This window comes from Salipaludibacillus aurantiacus, from assembly GCF_900111295.1.
GTDB classification, from domain to species: domain Bacteria; phylum Bacillota; class Bacilli; order Bacillales; family Salisediminibacteriaceae; genus Salipaludibacillus; species Salipaludibacillus aurantiacus.
Map to the genome: position 1 here is coordinate 17290 of NZ_FOGT01000016.1, position 26549 is coordinate 43838.

General features: G+C 42.4%; 29 protein-coding genes and 1 pseudogene. 26 read left to right on the forward strand and 4 right to left on the reverse strand.

The features are described 5' to 3' along the window. Positions 1–55 precede the first annotated feature (55 nt). A complete protein-coding gene (gene selD, locus BMW59_RS16445) occupies positions 56–1078 on the reverse strand; it encodes a selenide, water dikinase SelD (protein WP_425441280.1) in 1023 nt (340 codons plus the stop codon). 219 nt (positions 1079–1297) lie between these two features. Between selD and BMW59_RS16450 the strand changes: the two are divergent. The 3 genes and pseudogenes from BMW59_RS16450 to selA all read left to right on the forward strand — a co-directional run. After that, positions 1298–1495 (forward strand): annotated as a pseudogene (locus tag BMW59_RS16450) (SelT/SelW/SelH family protein); the annotation flags it as partial. Positions 1496–1708: 213 nt separating this feature from the next. Continuing rightward, a complete protein-coding gene (locus tag BMW59_RS21865; protein ID WP_177174397.1) occupies positions 1709–1846 on the forward strand; it encodes a hypothetical protein in 138 nt (45 codons plus the stop codon). A 319-nt stretch (positions 1847–2165) separates the two neighbouring features. Then, complete coding sequence (gene selA / locus BMW59_RS16455; protein ID WP_093054526.1) at positions 2166–3596, forward strand: L-seryl-tRNA(Sec) selenium transferase; 1431 nt, start codon at positions 2166–2168, stop codon at positions 3594–3596. 1 nt (position 3597) lies between these two features. Here selA and BMW59_RS16460 read toward each other — a convergent pair whose 3' ends face one another. After that, positions 3598–3738 (reverse strand): small acid-soluble spore protein P, encoded by a 141-nt coding sequence (locus BMW59_RS16460; protein ID WP_093054528.1) that lies wholly within the window; start codon positions 3736–3738, stop codon positions 3598–3600. A 114-nt stretch (positions 3739–3852) separates the two neighbouring features. Between BMW59_RS16460 and BMW59_RS16465 the strand changes: the two genes are divergently transcribed. The 7 genes from BMW59_RS16465 (at position 3853) to BMW59_RS16495 (ending at position 10934) form a co-directional block, all read left to right on the forward strand. Continuing rightward, positions 3853–4104, forward strand: coding sequence for a hypothetical protein (locus tag BMW59_RS16465; protein ID WP_093054530.1), 252 nt, complete (start codon positions 3853–3855; stop codon positions 4102–4104). 302 nt (positions 4105–4406) lie between these two features. Further along, a complete protein-coding gene (acnA, locus tag BMW59_RS16470; protein WP_093054532.1) occupies positions 4407–7127 on the forward strand; it encodes an aconitate hydratase AcnA in 2721 nt (906 codons plus the stop codon). A 1091-nt stretch (positions 7128–8218) separates the two neighbouring features. Further along, the gene (locus tag BMW59_RS21950) at positions 8219–8890 is read left to right on the forward strand and encodes a C40 family peptidase (RefSeq protein WP_245733185.1); all 672 of its coding nucleotides are present in this window, start codon (positions 8219–8221) and stop codon (positions 8888–8890) included. A 126-nt stretch (positions 8891–9016) separates the two neighbouring features. Next, positions 9017–9736, forward strand: a complete 720-nt coding sequence (locus tag BMW59_RS16480; RefSeq protein WP_093054536.1) for a DUF421 domain-containing protein — start codon at positions 9017–9019, stop codon at positions 9734–9736. Positions 9737–9798: 62 nt separating this feature from the next. Then, positions 9799–9933, forward strand: coding sequence for an FbpB family small basic protein (locus BMW59_RS16485; RefSeq protein ID WP_093054538.1), 135 nt, complete (start codon positions 9799–9801; stop codon positions 9931–9933). A 24-nt stretch (positions 9934–9957) separates the two neighbouring features. Continuing rightward, on the forward strand, positions 9958–10101 hold the full coding sequence (locus tag BMW59_RS16490) for an acid-soluble spore protein N (RefSeq protein ID WP_093054540.1): 144 nt from the start codon (positions 9958–9960) through the stop codon (positions 10099–10101). Between the two features lie 341 nt (positions 10102–10442). Further along, complete coding sequence (locus BMW59_RS16495) at positions 10443–10934, forward strand: VanZ family protein (protein WP_245733186.1); 492 nt, start codon at positions 10443–10445, stop codon at positions 10932–10934. Positions 10935–11000: 66 nt separating this feature from the next. Here BMW59_RS16495 and BMW59_RS16500 read toward each other — a convergent pair whose 3' ends face one another. Continuing rightward, positions 11001–11642, reverse strand: a complete 642-nt coding sequence (locus BMW59_RS16500) for a TVP38/TMEM64 family protein (RefSeq protein WP_093054542.1) — start codon at positions 11640–11642, stop codon at positions 11001–11003. A gap of 138 nt (positions 11643–11780) precedes the next feature. Here BMW59_RS16500 and BMW59_RS16505 point away from each other — a divergent pair, with 138 nt between their 5' ends. From BMW59_RS16505 to BMW59_RS16565, 14 genes are all read left to right on the forward strand, one after another. Further along, positions 11781–12752, forward strand: coding sequence for a DMT family transporter (locus BMW59_RS16505; protein ID WP_245733187.1), 972 nt, complete (start codon positions 11781–11783; stop codon positions 12750–12752). Between the two features lie 5 nt (positions 12753–12757). After that, on the forward strand, positions 12758–15067 hold the full coding sequence (locus tag BMW59_RS16510) for an AAA family ATPase (protein WP_093054544.1): 2310 nt from the start codon (positions 12758–12760) through the stop codon (positions 15065–15067). A gap of 17 nt (positions 15068–15084) precedes the next feature. Next, positions 15085–15501: an acyl-CoA thioesterase gene (locus tag BMW59_RS16515; protein ID WP_093054546.1), complete on the forward strand. Its 417-nt coding sequence runs from the start codon at positions 15085–15087 to the stop codon at positions 15499–15501. Positions 15502–15592: 91 nt separating this feature from the next. Then, complete coding sequence (gene tlp, locus BMW59_RS16520) at positions 15593–15823, forward strand: small acid-soluble spore protein Tlp (protein ID WP_093054548.1); 231 nt, start codon at positions 15593–15595, stop codon at positions 15821–15823. Between the two features lie 181 nt (positions 15824–16004). After that, positions 16005–16340: a hypothetical protein gene (locus BMW59_RS16525; protein WP_093054550.1), complete on the forward strand. Its 336-nt coding sequence runs from the start codon at positions 16005–16007 to the stop codon at positions 16338–16340. A 34-nt stretch (positions 16341–16374) separates the two neighbouring features. Beyond that, positions 16375–17205 carry an ammonia-dependent NAD(+) synthetase gene (nadE, locus tag BMW59_RS16530; RefSeq protein WP_093054552.1) on the forward strand — a complete coding sequence of 277 codons (831 nt, stop codon included), beginning with the start codon at positions 16375–16377 and terminating at the stop codon, positions 17203–17205. Continuing rightward, positions 17205–18068 (forward strand): PHP domain-containing protein, encoded by an 864-nt coding sequence (locus BMW59_RS16535; protein ID WP_093054554.1) that lies wholly within the window; start codon positions 17205–17207, stop codon positions 18066–18068. Before nadE ends, BMW59_RS16535 begins: the two co-directional genes overlap by 1 nt. A 156-nt stretch (positions 18069–18224) precedes the next feature. Next, a complete protein-coding gene (locus tag BMW59_RS21875) occupies positions 18225–18365 on the forward strand; it encodes a hypothetical protein (protein ID WP_177174398.1) in 141 nt (46 codons plus the stop codon). Between the two features lie 76 nt (positions 18366–18441). After that, positions 18442–19656: an EAL-associated domain-containing protein gene (locus BMW59_RS16540; RefSeq protein WP_093054556.1), complete on the forward strand. Its 1215-nt coding sequence runs from the start codon at positions 18442–18444 to the stop codon at positions 19654–19656. Positions 19657–19693: 37 nt separating this feature from the next. After that, the gene (locus tag BMW59_RS16545; protein WP_093054558.1) at positions 19694–20863 is read left to right on the forward strand and encodes an MFS transporter; all 1170 of its coding nucleotides are present in this window, start codon (positions 19694–19696) and stop codon (positions 20861–20863) included. A gap of 78 nt (positions 20864–20941) precedes the next feature. After that, positions 20942–21493, forward strand: coding sequence for a LemA family protein (locus BMW59_RS16550; protein ID WP_093054559.1), 552 nt, complete (start codon positions 20942–20944; stop codon positions 21491–21493). A 19-nt stretch (positions 21494–21512) separates the two neighbouring features. Then, positions 21513–22388: a zinc metalloprotease HtpX gene (gene htpX, locus BMW59_RS16555; protein ID WP_245733188.1), complete on the forward strand. Its 876-nt coding sequence runs from the start codon at positions 21513–21515 to the stop codon at positions 22386–22388. Positions 22389–22540: 152 nt separating this feature from the next. After that, entirely contained in the window at positions 22541–23206 is a 666-nt protein-coding gene (locus tag BMW59_RS16560) for a TVP38/TMEM64 family protein (protein WP_093054563.1), read from the forward strand. A 35-nt stretch (positions 23207–23241) separates the two neighbouring features. Continuing rightward, the gene (locus BMW59_RS16565) at positions 23242–24282 is read left to right on the forward strand and encodes a DUF2207 family protein (protein ID WP_093054565.1); all 1041 of its coding nucleotides are present in this window, start codon (positions 23242–23244) and stop codon (positions 24280–24282) included. Here the strand turns inward: BMW59_RS16565 and BMW59_RS16570 are convergent, their stop codons facing one another. Beyond that, positions 24283–25098 (reverse strand): hypothetical protein, encoded by an 816-nt coding sequence (locus BMW59_RS16570; protein WP_093054567.1) that lies wholly within the window; start codon positions 25096–25098, stop codon positions 24283–24285. Between the two features lie 116 nt (positions 25099–25214). Here BMW59_RS16570 and BMW59_RS16575 point away from each other — a divergent pair, with 116 nt between their 5' ends. Beyond that, a complete protein-coding gene (locus BMW59_RS16575; RefSeq protein ID WP_093054569.1) occupies positions 25215–25850 on the forward strand; it encodes a hypothetical protein in 636 nt (211 codons plus the stop codon). 152 nt (positions 25851–26002) lie between these two features. Further along, a complete protein-coding gene (locus BMW59_RS16580) occupies positions 26003–26515 on the forward strand; it encodes a YwpF-like family protein (RefSeq protein WP_093054571.1) in 513 nt (170 codons plus the stop codon). Positions 26516–26549 lie beyond the last annotated feature (34 nt).

Sequence of the window (26549 nt, forward strand, 5' to 3'; positions counted from 1 at the left end):
AATAAAGAGCTGGCTTCAAAAGTTACCCTTTTGAGCCAGCCCTTTATTACAATCGTTAAGCTTTAACTTGAATGGCTTTCTCCTGCTTATCGTTTACTTCCCCGATCACCGCTGTGGCTGTGTGGCCTTTACTTTTCATCTCCTGAACATAATCATCTGCTTCTTCTGCCGGCAGGCTGACCAGCAGTCCGCCGCTTGTAATTGAATCGCAAAGAATCAGCTGGTCATGCTTTTTAATTTTTTTCTCATAGGAAACGTTCTCAGATAACCAGCTGTGATTATCGCGGGCACCGCCTGGGATGACGCCAGCTTTGGCATGTTTTACTGTCCCGTCAATAACGGGGATAGCTGAATAGTGGAAAGTCAATGTCACATCGCTTCCGGAAGCCATTTCATACCCGTGGCCGAGAAGGCCAAAACCGGTCACATCAGTCACCGCATTCGGGTGGTAATCAGCCAGTGTTTCAGCAGCTGTTTTATTCAAGGCAGCCATTGTGTTCGTAGCTTCCTCTTCTTCCTGTTCGGAAGCTTTTCCGAATTTAACAGCCGTGGTGAGGATTCCTACACCAAGCGGTTTAGTCAGCACTAATTTATCCCCCGGTTTGGCCCCCACGTTTTTGAATACTTTGTCAGGGTGGACGGTGCCTGTGCAGCTTAAGCCGTACTTAGGCTCCTGGTCGTCTATGGTGTGCCCCCCTGCAATGACGGCACCAGCTTCTTTCACTTTATCGGCGCCGCCTTTTAAAATCGCCGCGAAAACTTCAGCAGGCAGTTTTTTAATCGGAAAGCCCGCAATATTAAGAGCGGTTTTAGGCGTGCCGCCCATGGCATACACATCGCTGAGGGCGTTGGCCGCAGCGATTTGACCGAACATATAAGGGTCGTCCACGATCGGAGTGAAGTAATCCACTGTCTGTACGATAGCAAGATCTTCTGTTAATTGATAGACGCCGCCGTCGTCTGATGTGTCAAGCCCGACGAGCAGCTGTTCGTTATCATCTGATGAAGGCAAATGGCACAAAACTTGCGCCAGGTCACTTGGACCGATTTTGCATCCTCAACCAGCTTTTTTAGTCATTTGAGTGAGTCGTTTGTTTGATTGGAACGGTTTTTTAAACATCCTGTTATCGCACCTCCTTTACTAACGTCCATTATAACTGTTTTCTTTGACCTTGGACAAATGATCTTTTACAATATAGTGTAGTTAAAAAAAGTTCACATAATATTCACAAAAGGGGTTTTTCAAATGAAGCTAAAAGTAACTATTGAATTTTGCATGCAGTGAAACTATGCGCCTAAAGCTGCGAGTTTCGCAGAAGACGTATTTGAAGATATGCGGCACAATGTGGAAGAGATGATCCTTATTCCAAGCTCTGGCGGTGTATTTGAAATATATGCGAATGGCAAAAAGATTTTTTCTAAGTTTGACACTGACCAGTTCCCGGATCACAAAGAAGTCATTAACCAGCTTGAATCAATGGTAAATTATGGATAATTTAGCTCCATAACACCGCCCATGAGCGGTGTTTTTTTGACTTCGGAGCCTGTCTCCGAAGCCTGAAATATTCCTGTTTGCGATGAAGAAGCTGCCATCCCCTATGTAAGCGCCGCCATATTTATTCATTTTTTGTTTTAATCTTTCCGTTGTTTTTGTATAATAATGACGAGGGACCGAAGTTAAGTTTGTACTGAAAGGGGAGAGGGAACTGTGTTGAAATTGTTTATGAAATGGCTTGGAATCGGCATAGGTATCGGAGTAGCTATTTATGCTGCCGGTTTTGCAAAGGATTACAAAGAGCAGCAGGAAATTGCACGTGAAAGAGATCGATTTGGTACAGGTGAATAAAACTGTTTCTACATAAGGCGTCAGGCCCTGTGGAAAATGGAAAAGGTGGTCTATTCAGACCACCTTTTTATAAAGTGAACGTTATGGGGCAGAGTCGATGTTTATCTTTTGTAAACACCTCATTTTACGTTTAATACGAGCCTTGCCGATGCTGTTGCTTTTATAAGTTATACAAGCGAACCACCCCTCAAGACAATCAAACGAATCCCGTTTTCATTCACTTTCGTTGAACAAGGCCAGTGACCTTCTTCACTAATTAGATTAACCACTGAAGGAAAGGGCTATAACTGGTAATATAATGAACTGAGGAGTTTTAATCATGAATCCATACCAACTGCTTCCGCCGGTCCATGAGGTGCTCGTCTCACCAGAAGCGCAAGAGCTGATAGACATATGGCAAGTTCCTGGAAAACTGTTTAAAGACTGGGTACAGGAGGAAGTCGATTACGAGAGGGAGCTCATTGCTGAAAAAAAGACGTCCGATGATAGCTTAACAAGGCCTCAGCTTACGTCTCAAATTTTAAAAAGACTTACACGCCGGTGCCGTGATTTTTCGCCATATAACTTAAGGCATGTCGTGAATGCGACTGGAACAGTTCTCCATACGAACTTAGGACGGGCCCGCCTTAGTGAGCGTGCAGCAGCCCAGGTTGTGAAAAGCGCCACCCATTATTCCAATTTGGAATATGACCTGGAATCGGGACGAAGAGGATCACGGCATTCGATTATCCAGGATATGCTTGCGAAAGCCTCGGGCACTGAAGCAGCCATGGTCGTTAATAACAACGCTGCTGCTGTGTATTTTATTTTAAGGGCTTTTGCCCAGGGGGCTGAAGTGATTGTCTCACGGGGCGAATTAGTCGAAATTGGGGGCTCTTTCAGAGTGTCTACTATAATGGAAGAAAGCGGTGCAAAACTTATCGAAGTGGGGACCACTAACAAAACCCATCCTTCCGATTATGAAGAGGCCCTTTCAGATAAAACAGCTATGATCATGAAAGTACATACGAGCAATTTTAAAACGGTCGGGTTTACTGAAGAAGTGCCTGCGAAAGAGCTGAAACGTATTGTTTCATCCTCGGCATCAGAAGACGCTCCTATCGTTTATGAAGATCTCGGAAGCGGGTCGCTGTATCCGTTTAAAAACGAAGGAATTGGCGATGAACCTTTAGTAAAACAGGCCCTGAAAGACGGAGCTGATCTTATTTCATTCAGCGGGGACAAGCTGCTGGGCGGGCCCCAGGCCGGAGTGATTGCAGGGAGGAAGGCACTGATCGATAAACTGAAAAAACATCCGCTGGCCCGGGTACTCAGAGTGGATAAAATGACGCTTGCCGCACTTGAAGCCACACTGTTTGATTATGTATACCCCGAAAACGAATTAAACGACAATCCGACAGTGAGAGATATTTTAAAATCCCGGGAACAAATTCGGGAAACAGTCCAACATACTTTCAACGAATTGCAAGGCAGCCTGCATTCAGTCAGTTTGTCGGTTGAAGAAGAAACATCTAAAGTAGGCGGGGGAACGATGCCTCTTGAAGAACTGCCGACATGCGGAATCGCCCTGACTAAAGAAGGAATGTCTGCAAATGCGTGTGAGCGCTTTTTCAGAAAAGGAGATATTCCTGTCATTTGCCGTGTGTCTGAAGACCGGCTGTTTATGGATTTCCGGACACTGGATAAAGAGGATCTTTTAGTTGTTAAAAATAAAATACTCGCACTGGATAACGTCAATGGAGAAGGCTGACTCAGCCTTCTCCATTTGTTTGTGAGACGTGATTTTTCTTTTTTGTCTTATGGGACCCTTTTAAAGGCTCAGGCTGTGTTGTATGGTTCTCGGCAGCTTTTGGGTTGGACCGTCTTTGTTTTTTAAATGTATTTTTCTCCATGTCATGGACCTCCTCTGAAAAGATGATAAGGATTGCTTTCTGTTTTTAGCATACTCACCCTCGCTTGAAACATACTATAGCTGAAGGTTATTTTAGAAAAGGAGTTGGTTCCGTATGCCTTATGAAAAAAATAAACGGCAGGCTTTTGAAGCGGCTCAGCAGGCTTATGTGCACATGGAAGAATCCTACAGCCAAATTGATCCCGGTTCCCCGGATTACGGGCACCAGACAAGGCTTGCAGAAGAGGAACTGAATAAAGCTTTCCAGATTATCAGCAAAGCTTATACAACAGCATCTGAACATCAAAGACAGCAGCTTGACCTATATTCACAAACACTCGAGCGCCTGAAGCAGGATTTAATGTAATAACCGTCATTCATGTTTAATTGGCCTGCCCATCCGGAGTCAGGCCTTTTGTTATGTGTATAATTAAGGTTCCTTATCCCCCATCTGCCATGCTCACTTTCTAATAATTTTCCAGCTATAACAAAATCTCTGAAAAGCAATTTGTCAAATTTTTTCAAGGGATATGATTTGACTGGTTAATGTGAGGGGCTTCATACTAATTGCTATAGTGCGAAAATGAAAATATGACAAATTTTCGAAAAAAGGTTTTAGACAATTATGAAAATGTGTTATATGATAGTACGTGAAGGAGGGAAATACATATGTCAAACGAAAATAAAGCATTGTATAATTCAAAGAAAACCTTTGAAGCAAATGGCGAAACGTATCATTACTACGACTTGAAAGCGATTGAAGATGCGGGAGTTGGAACCGTTGCCAATCTTCCATACTCCATCAAGGTGCTTCTTGAGTCCGTCCTGAGACAATATGACGGGCGTGTCATTAAAGAAGAACATGTGGAGAATTTAGCTAAATGGGGTACGGACGCAGTAAAACATGTGGATGTTCCATTTAAGCCTTCCCGGGTCATCTTACAGGACTTTACAGGCGTTCCTGCTGTTGTGGATCTTGCCTCTCTTCGTAAAGCCATGGCTGACATGGGCGGAGACCCTAAAGAAATTAACCCGGCTATTCCTGTAGATCTGGTTGTTGACCACTCTGTTCAGGTAGACGTTTTTGGTAAAGCAAACTCGCTCATGCGCAATATGGAGCTTGAATTTAAAAGAAACGAAGAACGATATAAATTCCTGAACTGGGCTCAGAAGTCTCTTGATAATTACCGGGCTGTACCGCCTGCAACTGGTATTGTGCACCAAGTTAACCTTGAGTACTTAGCAAATGTTGTACAGGAATCAGAGACTAACGGGGAAAAAATTGCATTTCCTGATTCTCTTGTCGGTACTGACTCCCATACAACAATGATTAACGGCCTCGGTGTATTAGGCTGGGGTGTCGGCGGTATTGAAGCCGAAGCAGGTATGCTTCAGCAGCCGTCTTATTTTCCTGTGCCTGAAGTTGTCGGATGTAAGCTTAACGGGGCTATGCCTGAGGGCGCGACTGCCACTGACCTTGCATTAAAAGTGACTCAGGTTTTACGTGAGAAAAAAGTGGTAGGGAAGTTCGTTGAATTCTTCGGCAGCGGCCTTGCTGATATGACGCTTGCTGACCGTGCGACAATTTCCAATATGGCTCCTGAATACGGCGCCACTTGCGGATTTTTCCCTGTCGATGATGAAACGCTGAACTACCTCCGTTTCACTGGCAGAAGTGAAGAACTTGTAGAATTAGTAGAAAAATATACGAAAGCAAACGGCATGTTCTATACACCAGGACAGGATGATCCTGAATTTACGACCGTAGTGGAAATCGACCTGGGATCCATTGAGCCGAACTTGTCAGGACCTAAGCGTCCGCAGGATCTTATTCCTTTATCAAAAATGAAAGAGAAGTGGGAAGAAGCGTTAACAGCTCCTGTTGGAAACCAGGGCTTTGGGCTGTCTCCTGAGGAAATTTCCAAAGAAACAACTGTAGTGCATCCAAACGGAAATTCTTCCACTCTTAAAACTGGTGCTATTGCCATCGCTGCGATTACAAGCTGTACGAATACGTCAAACCCGCACGTTATGCTTGGTGCAGGCCTTCTTGCTAAAAATGCAGTTGAAAAAGGCTTAGACGTGCCTGATTATGTGAAAACAAGTTTAGCTCCCGGTTCTAAGGTTGTAACAGGCTATCTCGAAAACGCCGGATTAATGACATACCTTGATAAATTAGGGTTCAACCTCGTAGGTTACGGCTGTACGACCTGTATAGGCAACAGCGGCCCTCTTCCTGAAGAGATCGAGAAAGGCATTTCAGAAAGTGATCTGACCGTCGCCTCTGTATTGAGCGGTAACAGAAACTTTGAAGGACGTATCCATCCACTAGTTAAAGCAAACTACCTGGCATCACCGCCGTTAGTTGTCGCTTATGCGTTAGCAGGAACTGTGGATATCGATCTCCAAAACGAGCCGATCGGCAAAGATGCTGACGGAAATGACGTCTTTTTCTCCGACATATGGCCGTCTAACGCGGAAATCCAAAAAGCAATGGAGAAAGCGGTGGAGCCAAAACTTTTCAAGAAAGAATATGAGCGGGTATTTGACGACAATGAGGAATGGAACAAACTTCAGACGACTGAAAGTGACCTGTATAACTGGGATCCTGAATCCACTTATATACAAAACCCGCCATTCTTTGAAGATATGTCAGCTGAACCTGAAGACGTTAAAGAGCTTAATGGCTTAAGAGCGGTTGGTAAGTTTGGCGACTCTGTCACCACAGATCACATTTCACCTGCTGGTGCCATTGCGAAAGACAGCCCGGCCGGCAGATACCTTATTGAAAAAGGCTTATCTCCAGCTGAATTTAACTCTTACGGTTCCCGCCGCGGGAACCACGAGGTAATGATGCGTGGAACATTTGCTAACATCCGTATCAAAAACCAGCTTGCTCCGGGGACAGAAGGCGGTTATACGACTTACTGGCCGACTGGCGAAGTAATGGCGATTTATGATGCGTGTATGAAATACAAAGAAGAAGACACGGGACTTATTGTCCTTGCCGGTAAAGATTACGGTATGGGAAGTTCCCGTGACTGGGCAGCTAAAGGAACTAATTTATTAGGTATTAAAACAGTTATTGCTGAAAGCTTCGAACGTATTCACCGAAGCAATCTTGTGTTGATGGGTGTGCTCCCGCTTCAGTTTAAAGAAGGGGAAAACGCTGATACTCTTGGGCTTACCGGGAAAGAACACTTTGAAGTGCAAGTGACTAATGAAATCCAGCCGCGTGATCACGTGCAAGTGGTCGCTAAGGATGCTGAATCAGGTAAAGAAACGACTTTTGAAGTTCTTGCCCGATTCGACAGTGAAGTGGAAATCGACTACTACCGTCATGGCGGTATCCTGCCTATGGTACTTCGTAACACGCTTGCTGAAAAATAAAAGATTAAAAGATTACAAAAGGTGTTTGTTTTAGGGCACCTAGTTTGTCGAGAAACCCACGCTTTTCAAAAAGCGTGGGTTTTTTATTTTTCTTCCTATAATAAAGAGTAGTATCTATAATTACATTACATTTACTTGAATAATCAGATAAAAACAGATGAAAAAATATCATCATATCTATATAGGAAACGATGGATGTTCTAGGTTGATTGAAGAACGAAAGGCGACGACTCCGATGGGATCAGTGAAGTCTGAAAATCCATTCTGACGATGCTTCGCTGAGTCAAAATTAGTTGGAGACAAGCCCCACGCTTGTCCCCGTTTAGGGGGGAAACGCCCGCCGGTAGTGATGAGATCGTGAGATGTTTTACTTTTCTTTCAAAAAAAGCTGTTGAGAATACCTTCTCAACAGCCTGGGTGCCTTTTTTAAGGCACCTTTTTTATTTTTCATATTTATGTACGTTTTTTTTTTTTAAAACCATTGAGCAGATAGAAAATTAGACAGAAGCACTGCAAGATAGACAGCCAGTCTTAAGGTCTACATAAACAACAACCATCCGATCAATGACAAAGTCTGCATCTAACAGAGTGCCAATGAATAATACTAATGGCTCTTTTTCTGGATTATACTGTTTCCTTGCAGGTAAAGAGCGAAATATCCCAGGACATTTTTAAATTGATTTTATTATTTCACTTTCAAAACCAATTAATTAAGCCATCTGTCATATTGTGGGGTGAATAGGTCATGTAACTTCACATTTTCCTCACATTTTTTGTTGCTGTGTACTTAGAAATAGAGGAAGCATGGAAATAAATCCATATTATGTATTTACTTGAAGGTCTTTAGTCATTATTAAAAGGTAATATAATCCATTTATACCGAACAATATTTCAGTTAAGTTACAGGTTCTTTTAAGTTCGTTGACATTTGGCAAAAAAGGGTTTAATTTGTACATTTTTGGTTGTAGTATTAATCTTGTTGCAAGGGACAAGCCTAGACGCAACTTAAAAACTATTTTCAAAACTTAATAGAACTATATAAAAAATATCTTAATGAGAAAGTGGGAGAGAAAGAAATGAAAAAATTCATCATGAGCGTTACTTTAGCAGGTGCACTTTTAGCTGTACCTTCCATATCAGAAGCTTCATTAAATATCGGTGACAGGGGAGACGACGTAAGACAACTTCAATCAGCATTGAACGACAATGGTAAAAATATAGCAGTCGATGGAGTATTCGGTCCACAAACACTTGGTGCAGTCAAGGCTCACCAACTGGCAAACAGCATCTCCAGCCCAGCAGGAAACTTTTATGGAACAGCGGGACCAGCTACTCTTGGATCGTTAGGTCTTTCTAACAGCTCTTCAGGGTCATCAACAGCAACACAAACAGCAACAACAGTAAGTAACAGCAGTTCCAGCGGTATTATTTCAACAGCCAAAAGCTTAGTAGGATCCTCTTATGTATGGGGAGGAACGAGTCCAAGCGGTTTTGACTGCAGCGGATTCATCCAGTACGCATTTGCTCAAAACGGTCAAAGTATACCACGTACTGTCTCACAAATGTGGAGCGCTGGAACTTCAGTTTCAAGCCCGCGCACTGGTGATATCGTATTTTTTGAAACAAGAACTGGCCCTTCTCACGCAGGTATTTACCTTGGAAACAACCAGTTCATCCACTCCGGATCTTCTACAGGAGTAACTATCTCTAATATGAGCAATCCATACTGGAGCAAAGCTTATATGGGAGCTAAAAGATTATAATAGCCTCTGAAATATTAGGAGCACTGCGGTTTATTTGCCGTAGTGCTTTTATTTTGTATGGTTGCATACAAAACGTTTAGAAAGCCATACTAAATTGGAAATGATGAAATTAAGCAGGTGAAACAGATGGCTGACTTTTGGCAAGGAGCAGAAGGTTTACCGATTTACGGTTTTCTTATCAGGGCGTCGATTGTATATGTTTATATTTTTGTGCTTATTAAAGTGATAGGGCAGCGTTCAATGACGACAATGCATCCTATCGACTTCCTGTTCGGTGTCATCATCGGGGATGTCGTCGGGGAACCTCTTTCAGATGGTGAACTTCCATTATCAGGACCATTATCGGCTGCCGCTTTAATTGGAGGAATCCATTTATTTTTGTCTTATATAGCTTTAAAGTTGCCGCGATTCCGGAGAGTAATTGAAGATGAACCAATTATTTTAGTGGAAAAAGGAAGAATTCTTCACGACCAGATGGCTAAATCGAAGGTCACTGTAGAATCACTGTTAATGGATTTAAGGTTGAACAGTGCGAGTGACCTGAATGAAGTGGACTATGCGGTACTTGAATCAAACGGGCAAATAAGTGTAATTAAGAAAACGCCTTATGATGCGTTAACACCTGATGATATGGGGCAGAAGCCACTTGAAAAAGGGTATCCGACAGTCCTTGTCCAGGATGGCAGATATATTAAAGCCAACATCGATAAAGTCGTTACAATAGACTGGGTAAATAAACAAATTGAAAATTACGGTTTCAAAAATGTAAAAGATGTGTTTCTTATGACTATGGACGAAACAGGGGCCATTTACCTTAGTGAAAAAGGAACAGGCTCTTCATCATAAGTATAAAATTGTCAGATAATTGCCCATACTGATGGTAATTAAGTTAAAAGGAGGCCATTAATATGGGCAAAAGGTCAAAAGAGAGGTTTGAAGAGCTCTATAAAAAGAACCTGCAATCTATTATGGAAGATACAAAGCAGCTTGAACTTATTGAGGAACGAATAGACAAACGCCATATGAACCGTTTAGGAAGTTAACTCTGCATATAAGGAGGTGGCTCTGTGAGTAAAAAAGGAAACGTAACTGAACAGTTCCGTCCGGATCATTTAGGGACTCAGCCAAGAAAAAGTGATTTAAATAAAGGTAAAAAAATGAATACTAAAGGTTCCGAACAGCCCGATTATGTACCGGATAAGGGGAAATAATGAACAGAATGTTCCTTTAAATGAAATTGGTTTTGATTATCATTATGTGATAATTGAAACCTTTTTTGTTTATTAAATAGAGGGAGAATGTTTCAGCTATTGGGACTCGAGGAGGGGGCGGAGCTTGAATATGGTAAGATTACCGTTTGCTTAGGAGTTACTGCCCTAATGCTCCAGAGTGCAAGATAGCCATTATTATCATCCAGGTTTTATGCAAGACCTTTTTACTTTAGAAATGTTTCCTGATCCAACACCTCCGTTTATGAAATAAATTCCTTGTCAATTTCAGCTGGACATCCCATAATAATATAATGGAGAGATTTTGATTAAGGAGGCGGCCGTTGAAAAGCAACCGAAAAAAGAAAGCGATAATCATACCTGCCACCTGGCTGATAGCCGCTGTTTTCATTATCTATCTGGCGGGTGTCTTTTATATTACGCTATTTGCCTGGAACTACGGATCATCTTATGGACCGGTGGGGCCTGGGGGCAGAAACTATAATCTTGAACCTTTTTTGAGTATTTACCGGATAGCTGTATACAGTCCGGATATGACAGGTCCGTTAAGGATTTTAGCCGGGAATGTTTTATTGTTTGTACCGTTCGGTATTTTGTTTCCTTATCTCGTAAAAAGGATTCTCGGAACACACAGTATGTTAATTGGGCTGGTGACTGTTTTTACAGCTATGCTGATGTCAGTCATGATTGAAATTTACCAATTCGTATTTACGTACCGTGTAGCTAATGTAGATGATGTTATTTTAAATACACTCGGCGGACTCACAGGATATATCATATATAGATTCAGCCGGCTTATAAAATTGATTTCATAAATAAAAAAGCATTCTCTGCTAAAAAGCCGGGAATGCTTTTCCAGTATTTTTTCATCTAAATAGCACTTAATGTACAGCTGATTGCTGTTCAACTTTTCGTAACCACAGTTTATAGAGAGTATAGACGAGACCGAGGAATACTCCGTAGATAGCAATCATGTATAAGAGTTCAACAGGGTTAGTTACAATGGTATGGCCAAGTAAGGCAAACAGCGTCATAGAAGGAATTTTCCCGAGTCCAGAAGCAATGGCGTACAACAGAAACTTCACTCTGCTTAAAGCCGTATAGGCGTTAATAATGATGGACGGAATGACCGGGATCATCCTAAGAATGGTAATAGACATAAAAGCGTTCCGTTCAAACAGTAAAGTAAGTTTTTTCGTAGCTGTATATTTTAAAAGCAGTTTTGTTCCTAAGCGGTGGAAGCCCCCGTAACGGACCATTAAAAAAAAGATAATTGAGGCAAGCGTTGAGCCTGTCCAGATAACGAGCGCACCGGTAACAGGACCGTAAGCCGCACCAATCACTCCGCCTACGAGCGGATAAGGGATGACAGGGAAGAGCGACATCAGAGTAGCGATGGCAGTTGTAAGAATAACGTGGTCCTGCTCGTTGCTCCGGATCCAGTTTACAAGTGATTCATGATAAAATAAAAGACTTATTATAATAACAGCACTAATTAATATAATGAAAAGTTTACGGTACATGTTACGACTCCTTTGGCAGACTGTTGGCAACATAGTTATTATACATGAATGCTAATTAAGTTGAAATAAATGCATCCGTTCAGCGTATGATATAATTACTTCGAGAAACTAAACAATTATTTTATAAGGAGTTTATGTATGAAGACTGATTTACTGGAGCGTAAACCATGGATCGTGTATATCATGCTTGCATTTGCGACAAGCAGCTGGGGAAGTGCGTTTATTGCCGGAAACTTTGCGACTCAGGATCTGAGTCCGTCCGCAGTAGCCTTCTTTCGTTTTTTCTTTGCAACTCTGCTATTAATTCCTTTAATGTTATGGATGGATAAAGGCGGGAGGCGTCCAAAGGGGAAGGAATGGTTTCTCGTATGCCTTCTGGGCCTCACCGGCATCGCTTTATACAACATTGCATTTTTTATCGCTGCCCGTGATGCCCCAATCGTAAAGAGTTCTTTGTTTATAGCTTCAAACCCTGTTTTGATAGCTGTACTTTCAGGTCTTTTTCTTAAAGAAAAAATCACGGGGAAAAATGTTATTGGCCTCGTTCTTGCTTTATCAGGGGCATTTATAATTATCACTGAAGGTAATGTACGCCAGTTAGCAGAAGCCGGACTGGCGCCAATTGACCTAATTCTTCTTCTTGCCGTCGTGTGCTGGGCGTTGTACAGTGTGTTAGGAAAAGTAGCCCTCCAGAAATACAGCGCGATTACGAGTACCACTTATGCTGTAGGTGCAGGAACCATCATGCTTTTCCCTTTTGCTTTTATGGACACTGCTCCTGCACAGCTTCAGAACGCCAGCCTGTTAACCTGGGGTTCCATTCTTCATATGAGTATTATCGTGTCAGTGGCAAGCTTTATTATGTATTATCAGGGTATAAAAATGATAGGTGCTGCTAAAGCGTCAATCTTTATCAATTTAATGCCCTTGTCTGCGGTTATATTAGCTATGCTATTATTAGGAGAGCCATTCCTGTATGTACATATGGCCGGGGCTTTGTTAGTTCTGACAGGGGTAACAGTCGGAACGCGCAGAAATGGCCAGGGAAAAAAGAGAAATTCAGCAAAATCGGAAACAACGGACAGCGTGAAAGTGTCCGCTGGGAGGTGAGCGAAATGAGTGAATCTGTCGAATCTCAGCAGGAATTAGCAGAAATAATAGAGAAATGGAAGAAGAAGCCTTATTATCAGTTAAATGAAGGCAACCTGGTTCGTTTGCTGGATCAGTGTTCTGATAATGAGTGCGGGGAATATACCGGAGAACTTAAAGCCATGGTTGCTGCCGTCCGTTATGAACGTAAGAAAGAATGGGACGTGCGAATTGACCAATGGCTGACAAGTGCGCTGGAAGAAGCACCATCTTCTAATTATACAGCAGAAGTCATTATTGATGTGGCTCTCGATTCAATGAATGAGCCGTGGTTTCAGGAAGATCTTCCTAAAATCAGAGAAACAGATCACAGCCAGGGGAAAAAGAACAAAATTGACAAACTGTTGATGATGGTTCATCAGGCAAAAGCCTGGTACCAGGAGTTAACAGCCAGGCAGGACAAGGTCCAGCCTTCTCTTCAACATGCCGATGATACACAAAAGAAAAATGAACTTCAGTCCGGCCTTCAATTGCTGAATGACCTGGGCGCCATTTTTGACGAGCTGCTGGAGACCTCAAAAGCATATAGGGAAACGATCAGCGGCATTTATTCCTCAAAAGAGAAAAAGGAAAAGATGGATGCTGCTGTTAACAAGCTGCAAAAAGTGCTTTTAAAATGGGATTCCTGGAGAGAAGAGGCTTCTGCAGCTGAAACGACACCGCTGGATGAATTGAACAGAATGATTGGGATTGGAGAAGTTAAAAGAAAAGTAGAATCGTATTATTATTATCTTGAATACGAGAAAGAGCGTCAGCGGGAAGGATATCATTTTGAAAATGAAAGAAATTTAAATATGATTCTGACCGGTAATCCAGGGACAGGAAAAACGTCAATTGCCCGTTTGCTTGCTAAGATATATCACCAGCTGGGAGTCCTGCCGCGTGAAAACGTTGTGGAAGTCGATCGGTCACACCTTGTCGGAGCTTACGTAGGCCAGACAGAAGAAAAAACTATGGGAGTGATACAGGAAGCTGCCGGAGGTGTACTGTTTATTGATGAAGCTTACAGTCTGAAGCGGGATGGCGCAAGTGCAGCCGATTACGGCCAGACGGCAGTGGATACGCTTGTCTCTGCCATGACAAGCGGGGATTACGCCGGCAAATTCGCCGTGATCCTTGCAGGATATCCTGAAGAAATGAGAAATTTTTTATGGAGCAACCCTGGTCTGAGAAGCCGGTTTCCTGAAACGAATCATATCCACCTGCCTGATTTTTCTATGGACGAGCTTATGGAAATCGCTGAGTACGTAGCTCTTGATAACGACTTTTCATTAACTGAATCAGCCTTAAAAGAGCTTGAAAAAAGAATTGATAAAGAAAAAGTAGATGAAAATTTCGGGAATGCCAGAGCAGTCAAAAATATTGTTCTGGATGCTATTTTTCAAAAGGGCGCGGCAGTTGCAAGGGATAAGAACTACACGAAAGAAAGTTTTACTATACTGGACGAAGAAGCCTTTAAACGGAAAAATGAAGAGGCAACGGCAGAAAAGCGGTCAGGAGAGGATAGACTGACTGATCTCGTTGGCCTGAAAAATGTAAAAGAGCAAGTGAAGCAGTTATCATCATTTGTGAAAATTCAAAAAGAACGGGAAGAGAAAGGGCTGCCTTCAGTGCCTGTCCAGCTTCACGCCGTATTTAGCGGGCCGCCGGGCACTGGGAAAACGACTGTTGCACATATCTACAGCCAGATCCTCCATGAACTGGGCTTATTAAAACGCGGCCATGTGGTAATTGCCGGAAGAAGTGATCTTGTCGCGGAATATGTGGGGCAAACGGCGGCGAAAACAAAGAAAAAGATACGCGAAGCATTGGGCGGCGTACTGTTTATAGATGAAGCATACTCGCTTTTAGCCCATAGCGGACAGGATTTTGGAAGAGAAGCGGTTGATACGCTTGTAGAGGAGATGACGAAACACGGAGAAAACCTGGTTGTTATCCTGGCTGGTTATTCAGGAAAAATGGATCAGCTTTTATCAAGCAACCCTGGTCTGTCTTCGAGATTCAAAAAAACGATCGAATTTTCTTCCTATACACCCGTTGAATTAACCGAGATCCTGCACTTCTATGTCAATAAGTTTGGCTATGACATAGATGAAGACACGAGTCAGGCATTAGAAAATAAAATTAAGGAAAATCCGCCGGAAGGAAACGCCCGTGCGATGAAAGACCAGGCAGAAGAAGCCATCCAGCGTCAGGCATACCGCCTTGTGTATACAGAAGATAATGAAGGCGGCCTTTCAAAATTAATATTAAAAGATTTTCCGCTTATGAACTGAAGGAGGGGACCTTTCAATTGCTGACAAATACGACAAAAGTTACTGTACGCTATGGAGAAACGGATCAAATGGGCGTGGTTTATCACGCCAACTATGTGGTATGGTGTGAAATTGGAAGAACAAAATTAATTGAAGATCTGGGCTTTAAATACGCGGATATGGAAGAACGGGGCGTTGTGTCGCCTGTGACAAACATTAACCTGAACTATCTGTACCCGGCAAAATACGGAGAAGATGTGACTGTGAACACGTGGATTGAGCAGTATAACGGCTTGCGGGTTACATACGGTTACAGAATTGAGAACAGTGAGGGAGAGCTTTGCGTCGAGGGGACGAGTGAGCATGTTTGCGTGGATGCCAGGACATTCCGCCCTGTTGCCATTAAGAAAAAATTTCCTGACTGGCATGAGGCTTATGAGAAAAATAAAAAGTAATTTAACTGTTAAACCCGGCTGAGCTGGTGAATGTTTTGCCGGCAGCCGCACACACTAACCTTGAATCACTATTCAAGGAAGGGTGTAGAAAATGGCTAAGAGGGATGATCGTTCTAATAACGTGGAACGTTTACAGTCGATGGTGGAACACACTGAAGAAAATATAAGAGAGGCAGAGGAAACGCTGGAGAATGATTCTTTAACCCGGGAAGACAGACAGGCAGTCAAAGCCAAAAATAACCGCCGGGGACAGAGTATTGAAGCATTCAAAAATGAAATCGCCGATGAGAAAGGCGACCGTGAACAAGGCCGTATAGAATAACTTAAGTGACTTAAAGCCTGAAGGCATGGCAGAGTGCCTTTGGGCTGTTTTTTTACAGAATTATACGTGTTAAAAGATTTCAAGAAGGGAAAACAATGTTATATTACTTAACAAAACGGCCGCTGTCTCTTGAATCCGTCTCTATTCTATTATTTAATAGACTTGTGAAAGGAGTTCAGCTATGGCATTTGGAGTGACAAGGCAGGAGCTTGTGAAATGGAAAACCAAGGCGGCAAATGGACAGATGGCTTTTCTGACCCATTTTTGGTACGACCCTCGTTTTCCTCAGTACAAAACCGTCACGAAAGCGGCTTGCACACATAAGGAAACATTAATACAGTGGGGCCAGAAGTATGGTTTGAAAGAGGAATGGATCCACGACCGCCAGACGTTTCCCCATTTTGATCTCATGGGAGAATGGGAGAAAAGAATTTTAAGAGAAGAAGGCCGGGAAAGTAAACTCGTTCAACTTGAACAAAAGCTTTGCTCCGGCAATCAGCAGCGTACTACAAACTAAATTTGCCTAAACTATCATAAAGGGGATGAGTAATATGCTTCATTTTCAGCAGGATGTGATCGCAACTTTAAAAGTAAAGCCCGAAATTGATGTGCAGGAAGAGATTAGAACACGCATAGATTTCATAAAAGCTTATCTTAAAAAATCCGGCATGAAAGGCTACGTTCTCGGAATTTCAGGCGGCCAGGATTCTTCATTGCTTGGTAAATTAATTCAGCTGGCGATGGAAGAGCTAAATAAAGAAGAAAAGACATCAGAATATACATTTATCGGTGTCCGTCTTCCGTACGGCGTTCAGGCGGATGAAGATGATGCCCAGACAGCTCTGAACTTTATTCAGCCTTATAAACGAGTCACTGTTGACATTCAGCCTGGAGTAGACGGGTCAATAGACCAGTTCACTAAAGCCACAAATGAAACCATGTCTGATTTTATTAAAGGCAATACAAAAGCGAGGGAACGGATGAAAGCGCAGTATGACCTTGCAGCCCACTATAGATGTCTGGTAGCCGGTACGGACCATGCGGCTGAAGCGGTAACCGGGTTTTATACAAAGTTCGGAGACGGGGCGTGTGACGTTGCCCCATTGTTCGGGTTAAATAAACGTCAGGGGAAAGCCATCCTTAAAGAATTGGGCGCACCGGAGATATTATATTCGAAAGTTCCAACAGCAGATCTGGAAGATGACCGTCCGCTGCTTTCCGATGAAGAAGCGTTAGGATTGACGTATGATGAAATTGACGATTACCTTGAGGGGAAAGAAGTGTCCGATAAGGTTAAAGAAAATTTGGAGCGCCGGTATAAAACAACTGAGCATAAACGTCAGCTCCCTGTGACGATCCATGATTACTGGTGGCAGTCTTAATGGTTGGAAAAGCAGATCTTCACATGCATTCAACCGCTTCTGACGGAGGCTACGGGGCGGAAACGCTGATGGAAATGTGTGCAGAAGCAGGCTTGAGCCTTATTTCCCTCACAGACCATGACACGACCGCAGGAGTAGAAAAAGCAAAAAAGTCGGCAGAGTCATTAAACATACAGCTGATAAACGGGATCGAACTGTCAACACGGAGTCAAGGCCAAAGTGTAGACATTCTCGGTTACGGTATTGATGTGGAAAGTGCTCATCTTCAGGAAACACTCGCTTTTCACAGGCAAATGAGAGAGGAACGCATGGAACGAATGGTCCGAAAATGCCGTGATTATGGGCTTGAGGTGACTGTAGAAGACGTTAAAGCTGAAGTGACCGGCCACACTTATTCCAGACCGCATCTTGCCAAAGCGTTAATTAAAAAAGGGTATGGTGAAAAAGTAAGTGACATCTTTGACCACTATATCGGTTATGGGAAACCGTGTTACGTTGTTAAAGAAAAAGAAATGACGCCGTCTGAAGCTGTGAAACTGATTCATGAAGCTGGAGGCCTCGCTGTTGCCGCTCATCCGATTTACTATGATCTTGATGATCATATTCTCGACTGGTTTATCAATGACGGACTTGATGGAGTTGAAGTGTACCATCGAGACCATGATGAACAAGCCGTCAAACGTTTTTCAGCCCTGGCTGAAAAAGCTGAAGCGAAGCTCGGGCACCGGGTGTTTAAAACAGGAGGTTCTGATTTCCATCATGAAGCCTACGGAAGAGAAGGGGAAAAACTCGGAATCACAAAGCTTCCTTACGAAGAGGCGGAATACCTTCTGACATTTCTCCAGAACAAAGAAAAGCGTTAAGATCTTTTTGATCTTTCCGCTTTTCTTTTGCTGGTTTAAGCTGGGGCCAGTTCTTCATTGGGGTCAACCCCCCCATTTACTGGAAATGCACTATCCTTTATTGTCCAGTACTATTTTAAAACGGAGGGGCCACACTAGTGGGTGAGGAGGGAGGACATGGATGGATGGCTCATTGTAATAATAATTGTGGTTTTATCCTGGCTGACGGTTAAAAAAGGCTGGCTGTATGATCCAACTCACCCCGAGCGCCCCAAGAAGACGCCTGCAGCAAAATGGCTCCGTAAAAATAAGCCATGACTGACGGAAGTTGTCTGTACATGATATAATTAAATAAATAACTAAATGACTATTTAAACAAAAGGGGGAGGCGTCATTGGATCCTCTAGAAGTAATTGAAAACATTTCTTCTGTTGTGCCTCATTACCAGCCTGTTTTAAATTCTGAAGAATATCGTATTATTGGATATGAAGTCCTTGGCCGCATTCACCTAAATGGTGAATGTTTATCATTAGGCCCTTTTTTTCTTGACCGGTCTGTTCCTGCCGAGTATAAATGGGAAGTAGATAAAGAGATTCATAAACAAGCAGTTAAATTTGCAATAAGCCATCCCGGAAAGCCGCGTCTCTTCTTTAATATTGATCCCAATACGCTTGCCCAGCTCCACTGTCTTGAAGAACTGATGGAAAATTTTGAGCAGTTTTACAAGGATGGACTGGAGAAAAATCAGGTTGTATTTGAGTTTCGCGTGAACGATTATATGGAAGAGATCAATGACCTCAGCCACATGATTTTGTATATGAAAGCCAGCGGCTATACTGTCACACTGGATGACATTAAAACAAATGATACAAATCTGGAAAACTTTTCAAAACTTGAGCCTAATATTATTAAAATAGACTTGTCAGATTTAAAAGAATCGACAAATCATTTTACATACAGGGACGTGTTAAGCGCCTTGGCCTTATTTGCGAGAAAAATTGGAGCTGCGCTTCATTTTAAAGGCATACAGAACACCCATCAGCTCCGGACCGCCTGGCAGCATGGCGGAAGATACTTGCAAGGTTTTTATTTACATGAACCTGGCGAAATTTTTCCCGATGAAAGTGCTTTAAAAAAGAAACTGGAAAGCCAGATTCATTCGTTTATTGATTTAGCCCATAAAAAGTTAGAGCGTCAGCTTTCATTTGTCAGCTGGATGGATTCTCTAATGGAAAAGACGGTTAAAGAGAAAATCAGCTCGGTTGACCAGCTTGTTGAGTTTATTGCAAAAGCTGCTGATGAAGCTTCTTTTCGGGCATACGTGTGTGATAGTTACGGGTACCAGAAAAGTGCCAACTGGGTAAAAACCGGGAAAACTCAATGGGTTTCTGAGGAAAGTGCCCGGGGGAAAAACTGGAGCTGGCGTACTTATTTTCTTTCACAGATTATGCAAATGAAACATCGAAAAACAGGGATGTTATCAGATAAATACCGGGATATTGAAACCAATGAACTGATTCGTACGTATTCATACCCAATAGGGAAAGAACAATACGTGTTCATTGACTTGGACCCTGTTTATTTATTTGAAAATGACTGGCTCTTATAGAAGCTTTTTTCCCTGTAATTAGAGAGGATATTATAAAATGAAGTCTGTTTGGAAACTTAAAGGCATGTTGTTCTTTTTTCATTCATCTATGACGATTTTAATCAGTTATCTGCCTATTTACTTCCAGTATTTAGGGCTTACAGGCAATGAGATCGGCATTCTTCTTGCTGTAGGCCCTGCTGCCGCCATTATTGCTCAGCCTTTCTGGGGATTTATGAGTGACCGCTGGAAAACAGTGAAACGCGTGCTGCTTTTATGTTTAAGCAGTGCGCTTGCCATCGGTTTTATCGTCTTTCAAATTGCTGAATTTATACTGCTTATTCCCATTGTTTATATCTTTTTCTCCTTTATGTCTCCTGCAGGGGGGCTGGGGGACAGCCTGGCTCAAAAAGTGTCTATCCAGCGCGGAGTGTCTTTTGGAAGCATCCGTATGTGGGGATCACTCGGCTTTGCTTCTGCTTCTCTGACTGGAGGTTACATTTTAAGCTCCATCGGTATCGCAAATATCTACTATGTTTACGCCTCCTTTCTGCTTATCGCTCTGGTATTCACTTATATGGCGCCTGACAGTGAACCTTCAAAGAAACCGGTTCAGCTTAGAAAGGCTGTGAAGCTGTTAAAAGAGAGACAGCTTGTTATATTTCTTATGTTAATTTTGTCAATCAGCTTGACCCACCGGATGAATGATTCGTTTATCGGCCTTTATATTATTGAACTTGGCGGGAATGAATCAGTCATCGGCCTGGCCTGGTTCATAGGGGTGGCGACAGAGGCACTGGTATTTGCACTGAGTGTTTACTGGTTAAGAGGGTATCATCCTCTAACATACATTATTATTGCTGCGTCTATATATACAGCAAGGTGGCTTTTAATGTCGCTTGTACCGGATGCGACCTATTTGCTGTTTCTCCAGTTCATGCACGGATTGGCATTCGGGATCTTTTATTTAACAGGCTTTCAGTTTGCCTCAAAACTTGTTCCTGAAGAATTACAGTCAACCGGGCACCTTTTGTTCATTTCTGTTTTCTTTGGAATCTCCGGTGTAATAGGTTCCGTCCTTGGCGGCGCAGTCATCGATCAGTTCGATGTAAGGACCCTTTACACTCTTATGTTCGGGATGGCGCTTATCGGGCTGGTCAGCTCATTCGTCTACAGGTATTTCTATCTGAAGAGGGAAAGGGAGGAGCAAGCCGCTTCCGGTTCATAGCTTAAAGTGTTTTAAGAGGGGTACAATATGAAGGTCATCTTGCACGTACACACCAGTTGAAAAAAGGAGGAATCATCTATGGCACTATGGATTGTTATTGGAGGATTAGCAGTACTCGTATTAATTTGGATCACGGGGTATAACCGGCTGATCAGGTACAGAAACTGGGTGGAAGAAGCGTGGGCGCAAATTGATGTGCAATTAAAACGGCGTTACGATCTTATCCCTAATCTGGTGGAAACAGTGAAAGGGTATGCGAAACATGAAAAAGAAACGTTAGCCCAGGTGGTAGAATTAAGGAACCAGCTTGGTAAAACAAACATGAACCGCCAGGATCAGATGGAAGTTAATGATCAGCTGAGCGGTGCTTTAAAAAACCTGTTTGCTTTAAGAGAAGCCTATCCTGATTTGAAAGCTAACCAGAATTTTCAAATGCTTCAGGAGGAATTAACCCAGACTGAAAATAAAATTGCTTATTCACGCCAGCTATACAACAATACGGTTATGAAATACAATACTAAAATTCAGTCTGTGCCGACCAATATTCTTGCGGGAATCCACGGATTCGGCAAACGGGATATGCTTGAAGCCACCAATGAAGAACGTCAGAACGTTCAAGTGAAGTTTTAAATAAAGGTGGCTTACTATGATTCTTTACGAACAAATACGTAAAAACAAAACAAAAACAGTTTTTATTGTTACCTTTTTTGTCGCATTCGTTTTAGTGGTGGGTGCGGCCTTCAGCTACGTGATGTATGGCGATTTAATATCAGGAGTTATACTGGCGGCTCTGCTTTCGGTGGTGTATGTTTCTATTATTCTGGCTTCCAGCACCAACGTTGTGATGCGGATGAATCATGCAAGAGAAATTAAATCTGCCGAACAGCACAGGTTCCTGTGGCACACGGTGGAAAATATGGCGATGGTAGCGCGTATTCAAATGCCCAGAGTGTTTATTATTAAGGATGAGTCACCAAATGCTTTTGCGACAGGGATGTCGCCCAAAAGCGGAGCAGTGGCTGTAACGACCGGGCTGATGGATACATTAAACCGTGAAGAACTGGAAGGCGTTATTGCTCATGAGATTGCGCATATTAAAAACTACGACGTCCGCTTATCGACCATTGCATTGGCCCTTGTCTCTGTCATCGCCATTATAAGCGATTTCGGCTCGCGGATGCTTTTTTTCTCGAGGGGAGGAAGGAATCAGAAACAAAGCCCTGTCGTTCTCATTATTGCTTTAGTGTTACTCATTGTCGCTCCTTTAATTGCGATGATGATTAATATGGCTATTTCAAGAAACAGAGAGTATCTGGCTGATGCAAGCGGGGCAGAGTTAACACGTAATCCGTGGGCACTCGCTTCTGCCCTGGAAAAGATTACAGGGGTGAGAACTCCGGTTAAAGAAGCTTCAAGCTCGTCTGCACCGTTATATTTCAGTGACCCGTTAAAGAAAGGGATGAAAGGGCTCTTCTCCACTCATCCTGATCCCCGGGAAAGAATTAAACGTCTGAAGGAAATGTAGAAACCGCCCTATAATAGTTGAATAAAAGGTCTGATATATTTGCAGGGCTGGGGATTAATGGTTCCCCAGCCCCTTTTCTTTTCAATTAAGTTACAGGTTCGTTATAATGAAACAAAGGAACCGCCTGTCATTATAAAACAGGGGTGATAGAAGTGAAGAAAACGCTCATACTTATAGCAATAGCTGCAGCAGTCATTTTTTTCAGCCTGAATTCTGAATGGATCGCCCAATTAAGGAACGAAAATTTAAGCTATTTTACTGATGACTTGTTCTCCGAGATAGGATACGGGATTCTTTTTATAACGATCCCTCTTATGATAATCCAAAATATTGTTACGATTTTCCCTATTCTGATTGTTATTATTATCCATTTTATTCTTTTCGGTTTGGCCGGCGGCTTTTTATACAGTCTTATAGGAACCACCATTGGAGCTATTGTTTGTTTTTGGCTGGGCAGAACTGCGAGCAGAAAATGGGTGGATAAATACTGGAGTAAAAATGAAGAAAAGCTGTCTTATATTGTGGACCTGATTTCCTCATATGGAGTGTTTATGATTGTGGTACTGAGAAGCATTCCTGTTATGCCAAGCAACCTTATTTCAATTGCCGCATCGGTGAGCCCGATTTCGGACAGGCAGTATATCTGGTCCACTTTATTTGGAAATATCTCCATGGTGTGGATCCTTAGTTTATTATCTTCCCCGCTTTGGATGAGTGAGTCCATTTATACAGGCTATATAACCGGGTATATTATTTTTGCACTTGCCGTCACAGGCTATTACGGAATACGATTTTACCGCCACAGATTAAATAATTGAGCAGAACCACGACTTTTTAATCAGGAGGTGTGAATATGGAAGACGGACGCCTATTTAATTTACCGGTCATGACAACGTTTGAAATGAATTTCCTTCTGTTATTTATTTTTCTTGTACTAACTACCGCGGGCATCCTTATTTACGAACGCTATAAGAGAAAACAGGTCGTAGAAAAAACGGCAGCAAATCATGTTTTAACTGAAAGGGATTTTGAAAAGTTTTCTCCCCCTCTTGTCGCGCAGTTAATCTTTGGGCGCGGGGCCTATACCCGGCACATTACTGCAGGCCTGCTGAATTTAGTCAGGAAGAAAATACTTGTTCTTGATCAGGACAAAGAAGGACACTATTATTTTACTGTAGAAGGGGCTTCTGAAACGCCAAAGGCAGAAGATGAAAAATTTTTATACGGCTGGATGCTTTATGAGGTCGGTAAGGATGGGGTTTTTCATATAGATGATTTGTATAATTTTACAGAAGAAAGAGAGAATCGGGAGACATTTCTTCATAAATTATATGAATGGGAGGAGAAAATGAAAAACGAGCTCGTCGGACAAGGGCTGTTTGCTGTATTCTCTCCTTTTAAACGTGTTCTGGCCGGAATCTCTCTTGTCATGGTTTTATTGGGCAGCGGATTTATTATTGCCTCGCCTTTTTTGAGTATTTTATACCTCGCCGCCGGCCTTGCAACTTTTATAATTATGCTTTGTTATTCTTCTATGACACACGCCGGCCGGTATGAGTACCAAAAGTGGAAACCATTTATTTATGATATCCGAAAAAGTTCAGCTGAAAAGTTTGAAGAAACCGGAAAAATCTCTGTAAGCTACGTCTATGCGATCGCTTTTGACCTGAAAGACACCTATGTGAAAAAGTTTCCAGTCAGAGAAGCGTCGCAGCTGTCTTTGCGGACTGACCAGTTTCCGTTATATTTTGCGGCTGCTCCCGGTACGACAGCCCTTTCCCTCGAAGGAATCCAGTTAATTGACGAATTGGAATCTTCCTTGGAACAGATCATTTCTCCTATTGCCTACAGTCCTGACGAAGCGGACGATTCGGGCGGGGCTTTAACTGAATAATCAGCGGCTTGAACGTTTTCCGAACGTATTCATAACCCAAGGGTGGATCAGCCCTTGGGTTTTTTTATAAAAAAACCAGGGAAGCGCCGGTTTAAAGTGGGTAAGGGCAGTCCACACTGTTTGAGTGCTGCCATTACTGTAAGTAATAAACCATAGCCTGCCTTTTGGATCCATTTCTTTTTTTTCTCCATTTAACAAGCCGCCAGTGATGGCCCATTCACTTATTTCTTTAGAAAATAGCGGGTATTTTCTCTCAAGTATCAGAAGTGGAGACGGGATTCCGGGGACTATAAACAGCGCTTTGTCTTCTTTACGTTCGATTCTGACCATTCCTTTTGTGAATGTATTGAGCCAATCATAATAAGTATCAGCCCAGTCATATGCCGCCCCCTTATAACCGGATGTCCAGCATTGGACAGACGTGACTTTACGGTCCGGCATATTAGACAACTTAACTTGCTGTTTAAAATTTTTCAAGTTCAGCCCTTCTAGCGGCGGGGTTTCTCCCTCGTACAGTAAATGGAGACAGTTATATTTATAAATGTAAAGATTTTTATAATGGTGAGCCGAAATGATTTCTAATAAGCGGATGAGCATGCTGTTAAAAGTGTCCGTATCTCCCTGCACAAGCTCATCTCCAGTCATCACGGGGTAATCAAGTACAATATGCTCGTAAGCCGTTGTTATGGCTGTAAGGTTATTTAAGGACACAGAATAAGTTCCTCTGTCAGTGGAGGCAGGCAGATCAGTCTTGGCACCTGGCATAATTTCAAATCCTTGCCATATCCCCGATCCAACTAAAATAAGTTTGTCCATTATTTCACATCCTTTAGGTTCATTATTTACTATATCACGGAAAAGTCATCCAACGGAGTAATAGGTGCATGTTTTGCTGCGTAATAAACAACACTAAATTAAAAAGGATGAAAGTGATGAGATGTAAATCAGCTGTTTTCTGTCTTTGTTTTTCACTATTAGCTGTTTCAGCCTGTCAGGGCGAGGCAAGAAATGAGACACTTGACGATTCACCTTACCATGCTTTTGACGAGCATGAACACCAAAAAGGAGAAGGGTACGGATTTATAAACCAGCAGCGATACCGAAATAACCCTATCGCCAGGATGGTTACGAGAGACGACCGTCCCAGCCGGGGCATGAATGGTTATGCTGATGGCTCTCCACTGGAGATGCGTTCCCAGGAGCATACCCACCCTTATTTGAGGAAATCTTTCACTGATGTCCCTGAGCACTATAAACAGCCTGAAGACAGAAGAGAACTTCCCGGGTCGCTGGAAACGAAGGTGGCACATCTCATAAAAGAAACAGATCCCTACGCCGGAATAGTTATCGTCGAGACAGATACAGATTTATTCATAGGTCTGAGAAGCGGTAAAGACCAAAAGGATTTAACATTAATCGAAACATCAATTAAAAATCAAGCAGATAAACAGACTGTCCATTTTATTTATTCCGGTAAAGGACAGGAAAAACTTGCTCACATAAAAAAGCAAATGGAAAAGGGGAGACCGGAAGCCATGTTATTAAATGAACTGGAATCTTTAAAATAATTTTTTCCTGCCGCGGCCGGCGGGATTTTTTTGTGGGATAAAAAGCTGACGGCTGAAGGGAATAAAAGTTATAATAAAAAGAGGAGACGCACGGTCATTTGAAGAAGTTAGTGTGCTCATGCCAGATTATTTATCCGGAGGTGCTTTATAACATGAAAACATTTCGCCTGTGTTCGTTAATGATATTATTTGATGAAGATTTAAAGAGCAATGAAGAAATAAAGGGAAAAGAAATACCTTTAGTTGAAGGTCTCATTATTAATAAAGAAGAAGCTGAAAAAAACTGGCTGCTTGAAGCGGTATTAGACCCGGAGTGGGAGGAGTTTTTCCGGGAATATAAAGAAAAAGAACAGCCGTTTATGACAGAAGTTACGATTACTAAACGGACAAATGATCCTGCGACACTTGTATGTGACGTTAAATCTGTGAATCAGCTTGAAAACCATATTAGCGTTCATTTGGAAGGTGTCCTTGTCGTTAAGAAAGAAGATTTATCCGATATGCTTATTAAAAACCTTATTGAGGAAGGGTTTGAAGGAAAGGCCCTTTATAATGAATACAGAAAGCGGAAAAAAGACAGAGGCAGGGCTATTCAGGGCATTTTAACAAATGCTTATGAACAAGTTAAAGAAAAAGGGTATTATACGAGCGATACTCAGAAATAACGAAAAAACAAGGGCCATCTTTTCTTAAAAATGG

What these genes read in the sequence shown, in the direction of transcription:
- BMW59_RS16505 (WP_245733187.1), top strand. Translation starts at nt 11,781, where the DNA reads ATGAAGACTGATTTACTGGAGCGTAAACCATGGATCGTGTATATCATG.
- BMW59_RS16480 (WP_093054536.1), top strand. Translation starts at nt 9,017, where the DNA reads ATGGCTGACTTTTGGCAAGGAGCAGAAGGTTTACCGATTTACGGTTTT.
- BMW59_RS16565 (WP_093054565.1), top strand. Translation starts at nt 23,242, where the DNA reads ATGGAAGACGGACGCCTATTTAATTTACCGGTCATGACAACGTTTGAA.
- BMW59_RS16535 (WP_093054554.1), top strand. Translation starts at nt 17,205, where the DNA reads ATGGTTGGAAAAGCAGATCTTCACATGCATTCAACCGCTTCTGACGGA.
- selA (WP_093054526.1), top strand. Translation starts at nt 2,166, where the DNA reads ATGAATCCATACCAACTGCTTCCGCCGGTCCATGAGGTGCTCGTCTCA.
- BMW59_RS16570 (WP_093054567.1), bottom strand. Translation starts at nt 25,098, where the DNA reads ATGGACAAACTTATTTTAGTTGGATCGGGGATATGGCAAGGATTTGAA.
- tlp (WP_093054548.1), top strand. Translation starts at nt 15,593, where the DNA reads ATGGCTAAGAGGGATGATCGTTCTAATAACGTGGAACGTTTACAGTCG.
- BMW59_RS16545 (WP_093054558.1), top strand. Translation starts at nt 19,694, where the DNA reads ATGAAGTCTGTTTGGAAACTTAAAGGCATGTTGTTCTTTTTTCATTCA.
- BMW59_RS16510 (WP_093054544.1), top strand. Translation starts at nt 12,758, where the DNA reads ATGAGTGAATCTGTCGAATCTCAGCAGGAATTAGCAGAAATAATAGAG.
- BMW59_RS16575 (WP_093054569.1), top strand. Translation starts at nt 25,215, where the DNA reads ATGAGATGTAAATCAGCTGTTTTCTGTCTTTGTTTTTCACTATTAGCT.
- BMW59_RS21950 (WP_245733185.1), top strand. Translation starts at nt 8,219, where the DNA reads ATGAGCGTTACTTTAGCAGGTGCACTTTTAGCTGTACCTTCCATATCA.
- BMW59_RS16460 (WP_093054528.1), bottom strand. Translation starts at nt 3,738, where the DNA reads ATGGAGAAAAATACATTTAAAAAACAAAGACGGTCCAACCCAAAAGCT.
- acnA (WP_093054532.1), top strand. Translation starts at nt 4,407, where the DNA reads ATGTCAAACGAAAATAAAGCATTGTATAATTCAAAGAAAACCTTTGAA.
- BMW59_RS16580 (WP_093054571.1), top strand. Translation starts at nt 26,003, where the DNA reads ATGAAAACATTTCGCCTGTGTTCGTTAATGATATTATTTGATGAAGAT.
- BMW59_RS16485 (WP_093054538.1), top strand. Translation starts at nt 9,799, where the DNA reads ATGGGCAAAAGGTCAAAAGAGAGGTTTGAAGAGCTCTATAAAAAGAAC.
- BMW59_RS16550 (WP_093054559.1), top strand. Translation starts at nt 20,942, where the DNA reads ATGGCACTATGGATTGTTATTGGAGGATTAGCAGTACTCGTATTAATT.
- BMW59_RS16500 (WP_093054542.1), bottom strand. Translation starts at nt 11,642, where the DNA reads ATGTACCGTAAACTTTTCATTATATTAATTAGTGCTGTTATTATAATA.
- BMW59_RS16465 (WP_093054530.1), top strand. Translation starts at nt 3,853, where the DNA reads ATGCCTTATGAAAAAAATAAACGGCAGGCTTTTGAAGCGGCTCAGCAG.
- BMW59_RS21875 (WP_177174398.1), top strand. Translation starts at nt 18,225, where the DNA reads ATGGATGGATGGCTCATTGTAATAATAATTGTGGTTTTATCCTGGCTG.
- BMW59_RS16525 (WP_093054550.1), top strand. Translation starts at nt 16,005, where the DNA reads ATGGCATTTGGAGTGACAAGGCAGGAGCTTGTGAAATGGAAAACCAAG.
- nadE (WP_093054552.1), top strand. Translation starts at nt 16,375, where the DNA reads ATGCTTCATTTTCAGCAGGATGTGATCGCAACTTTAAAAGTAAAGCCC.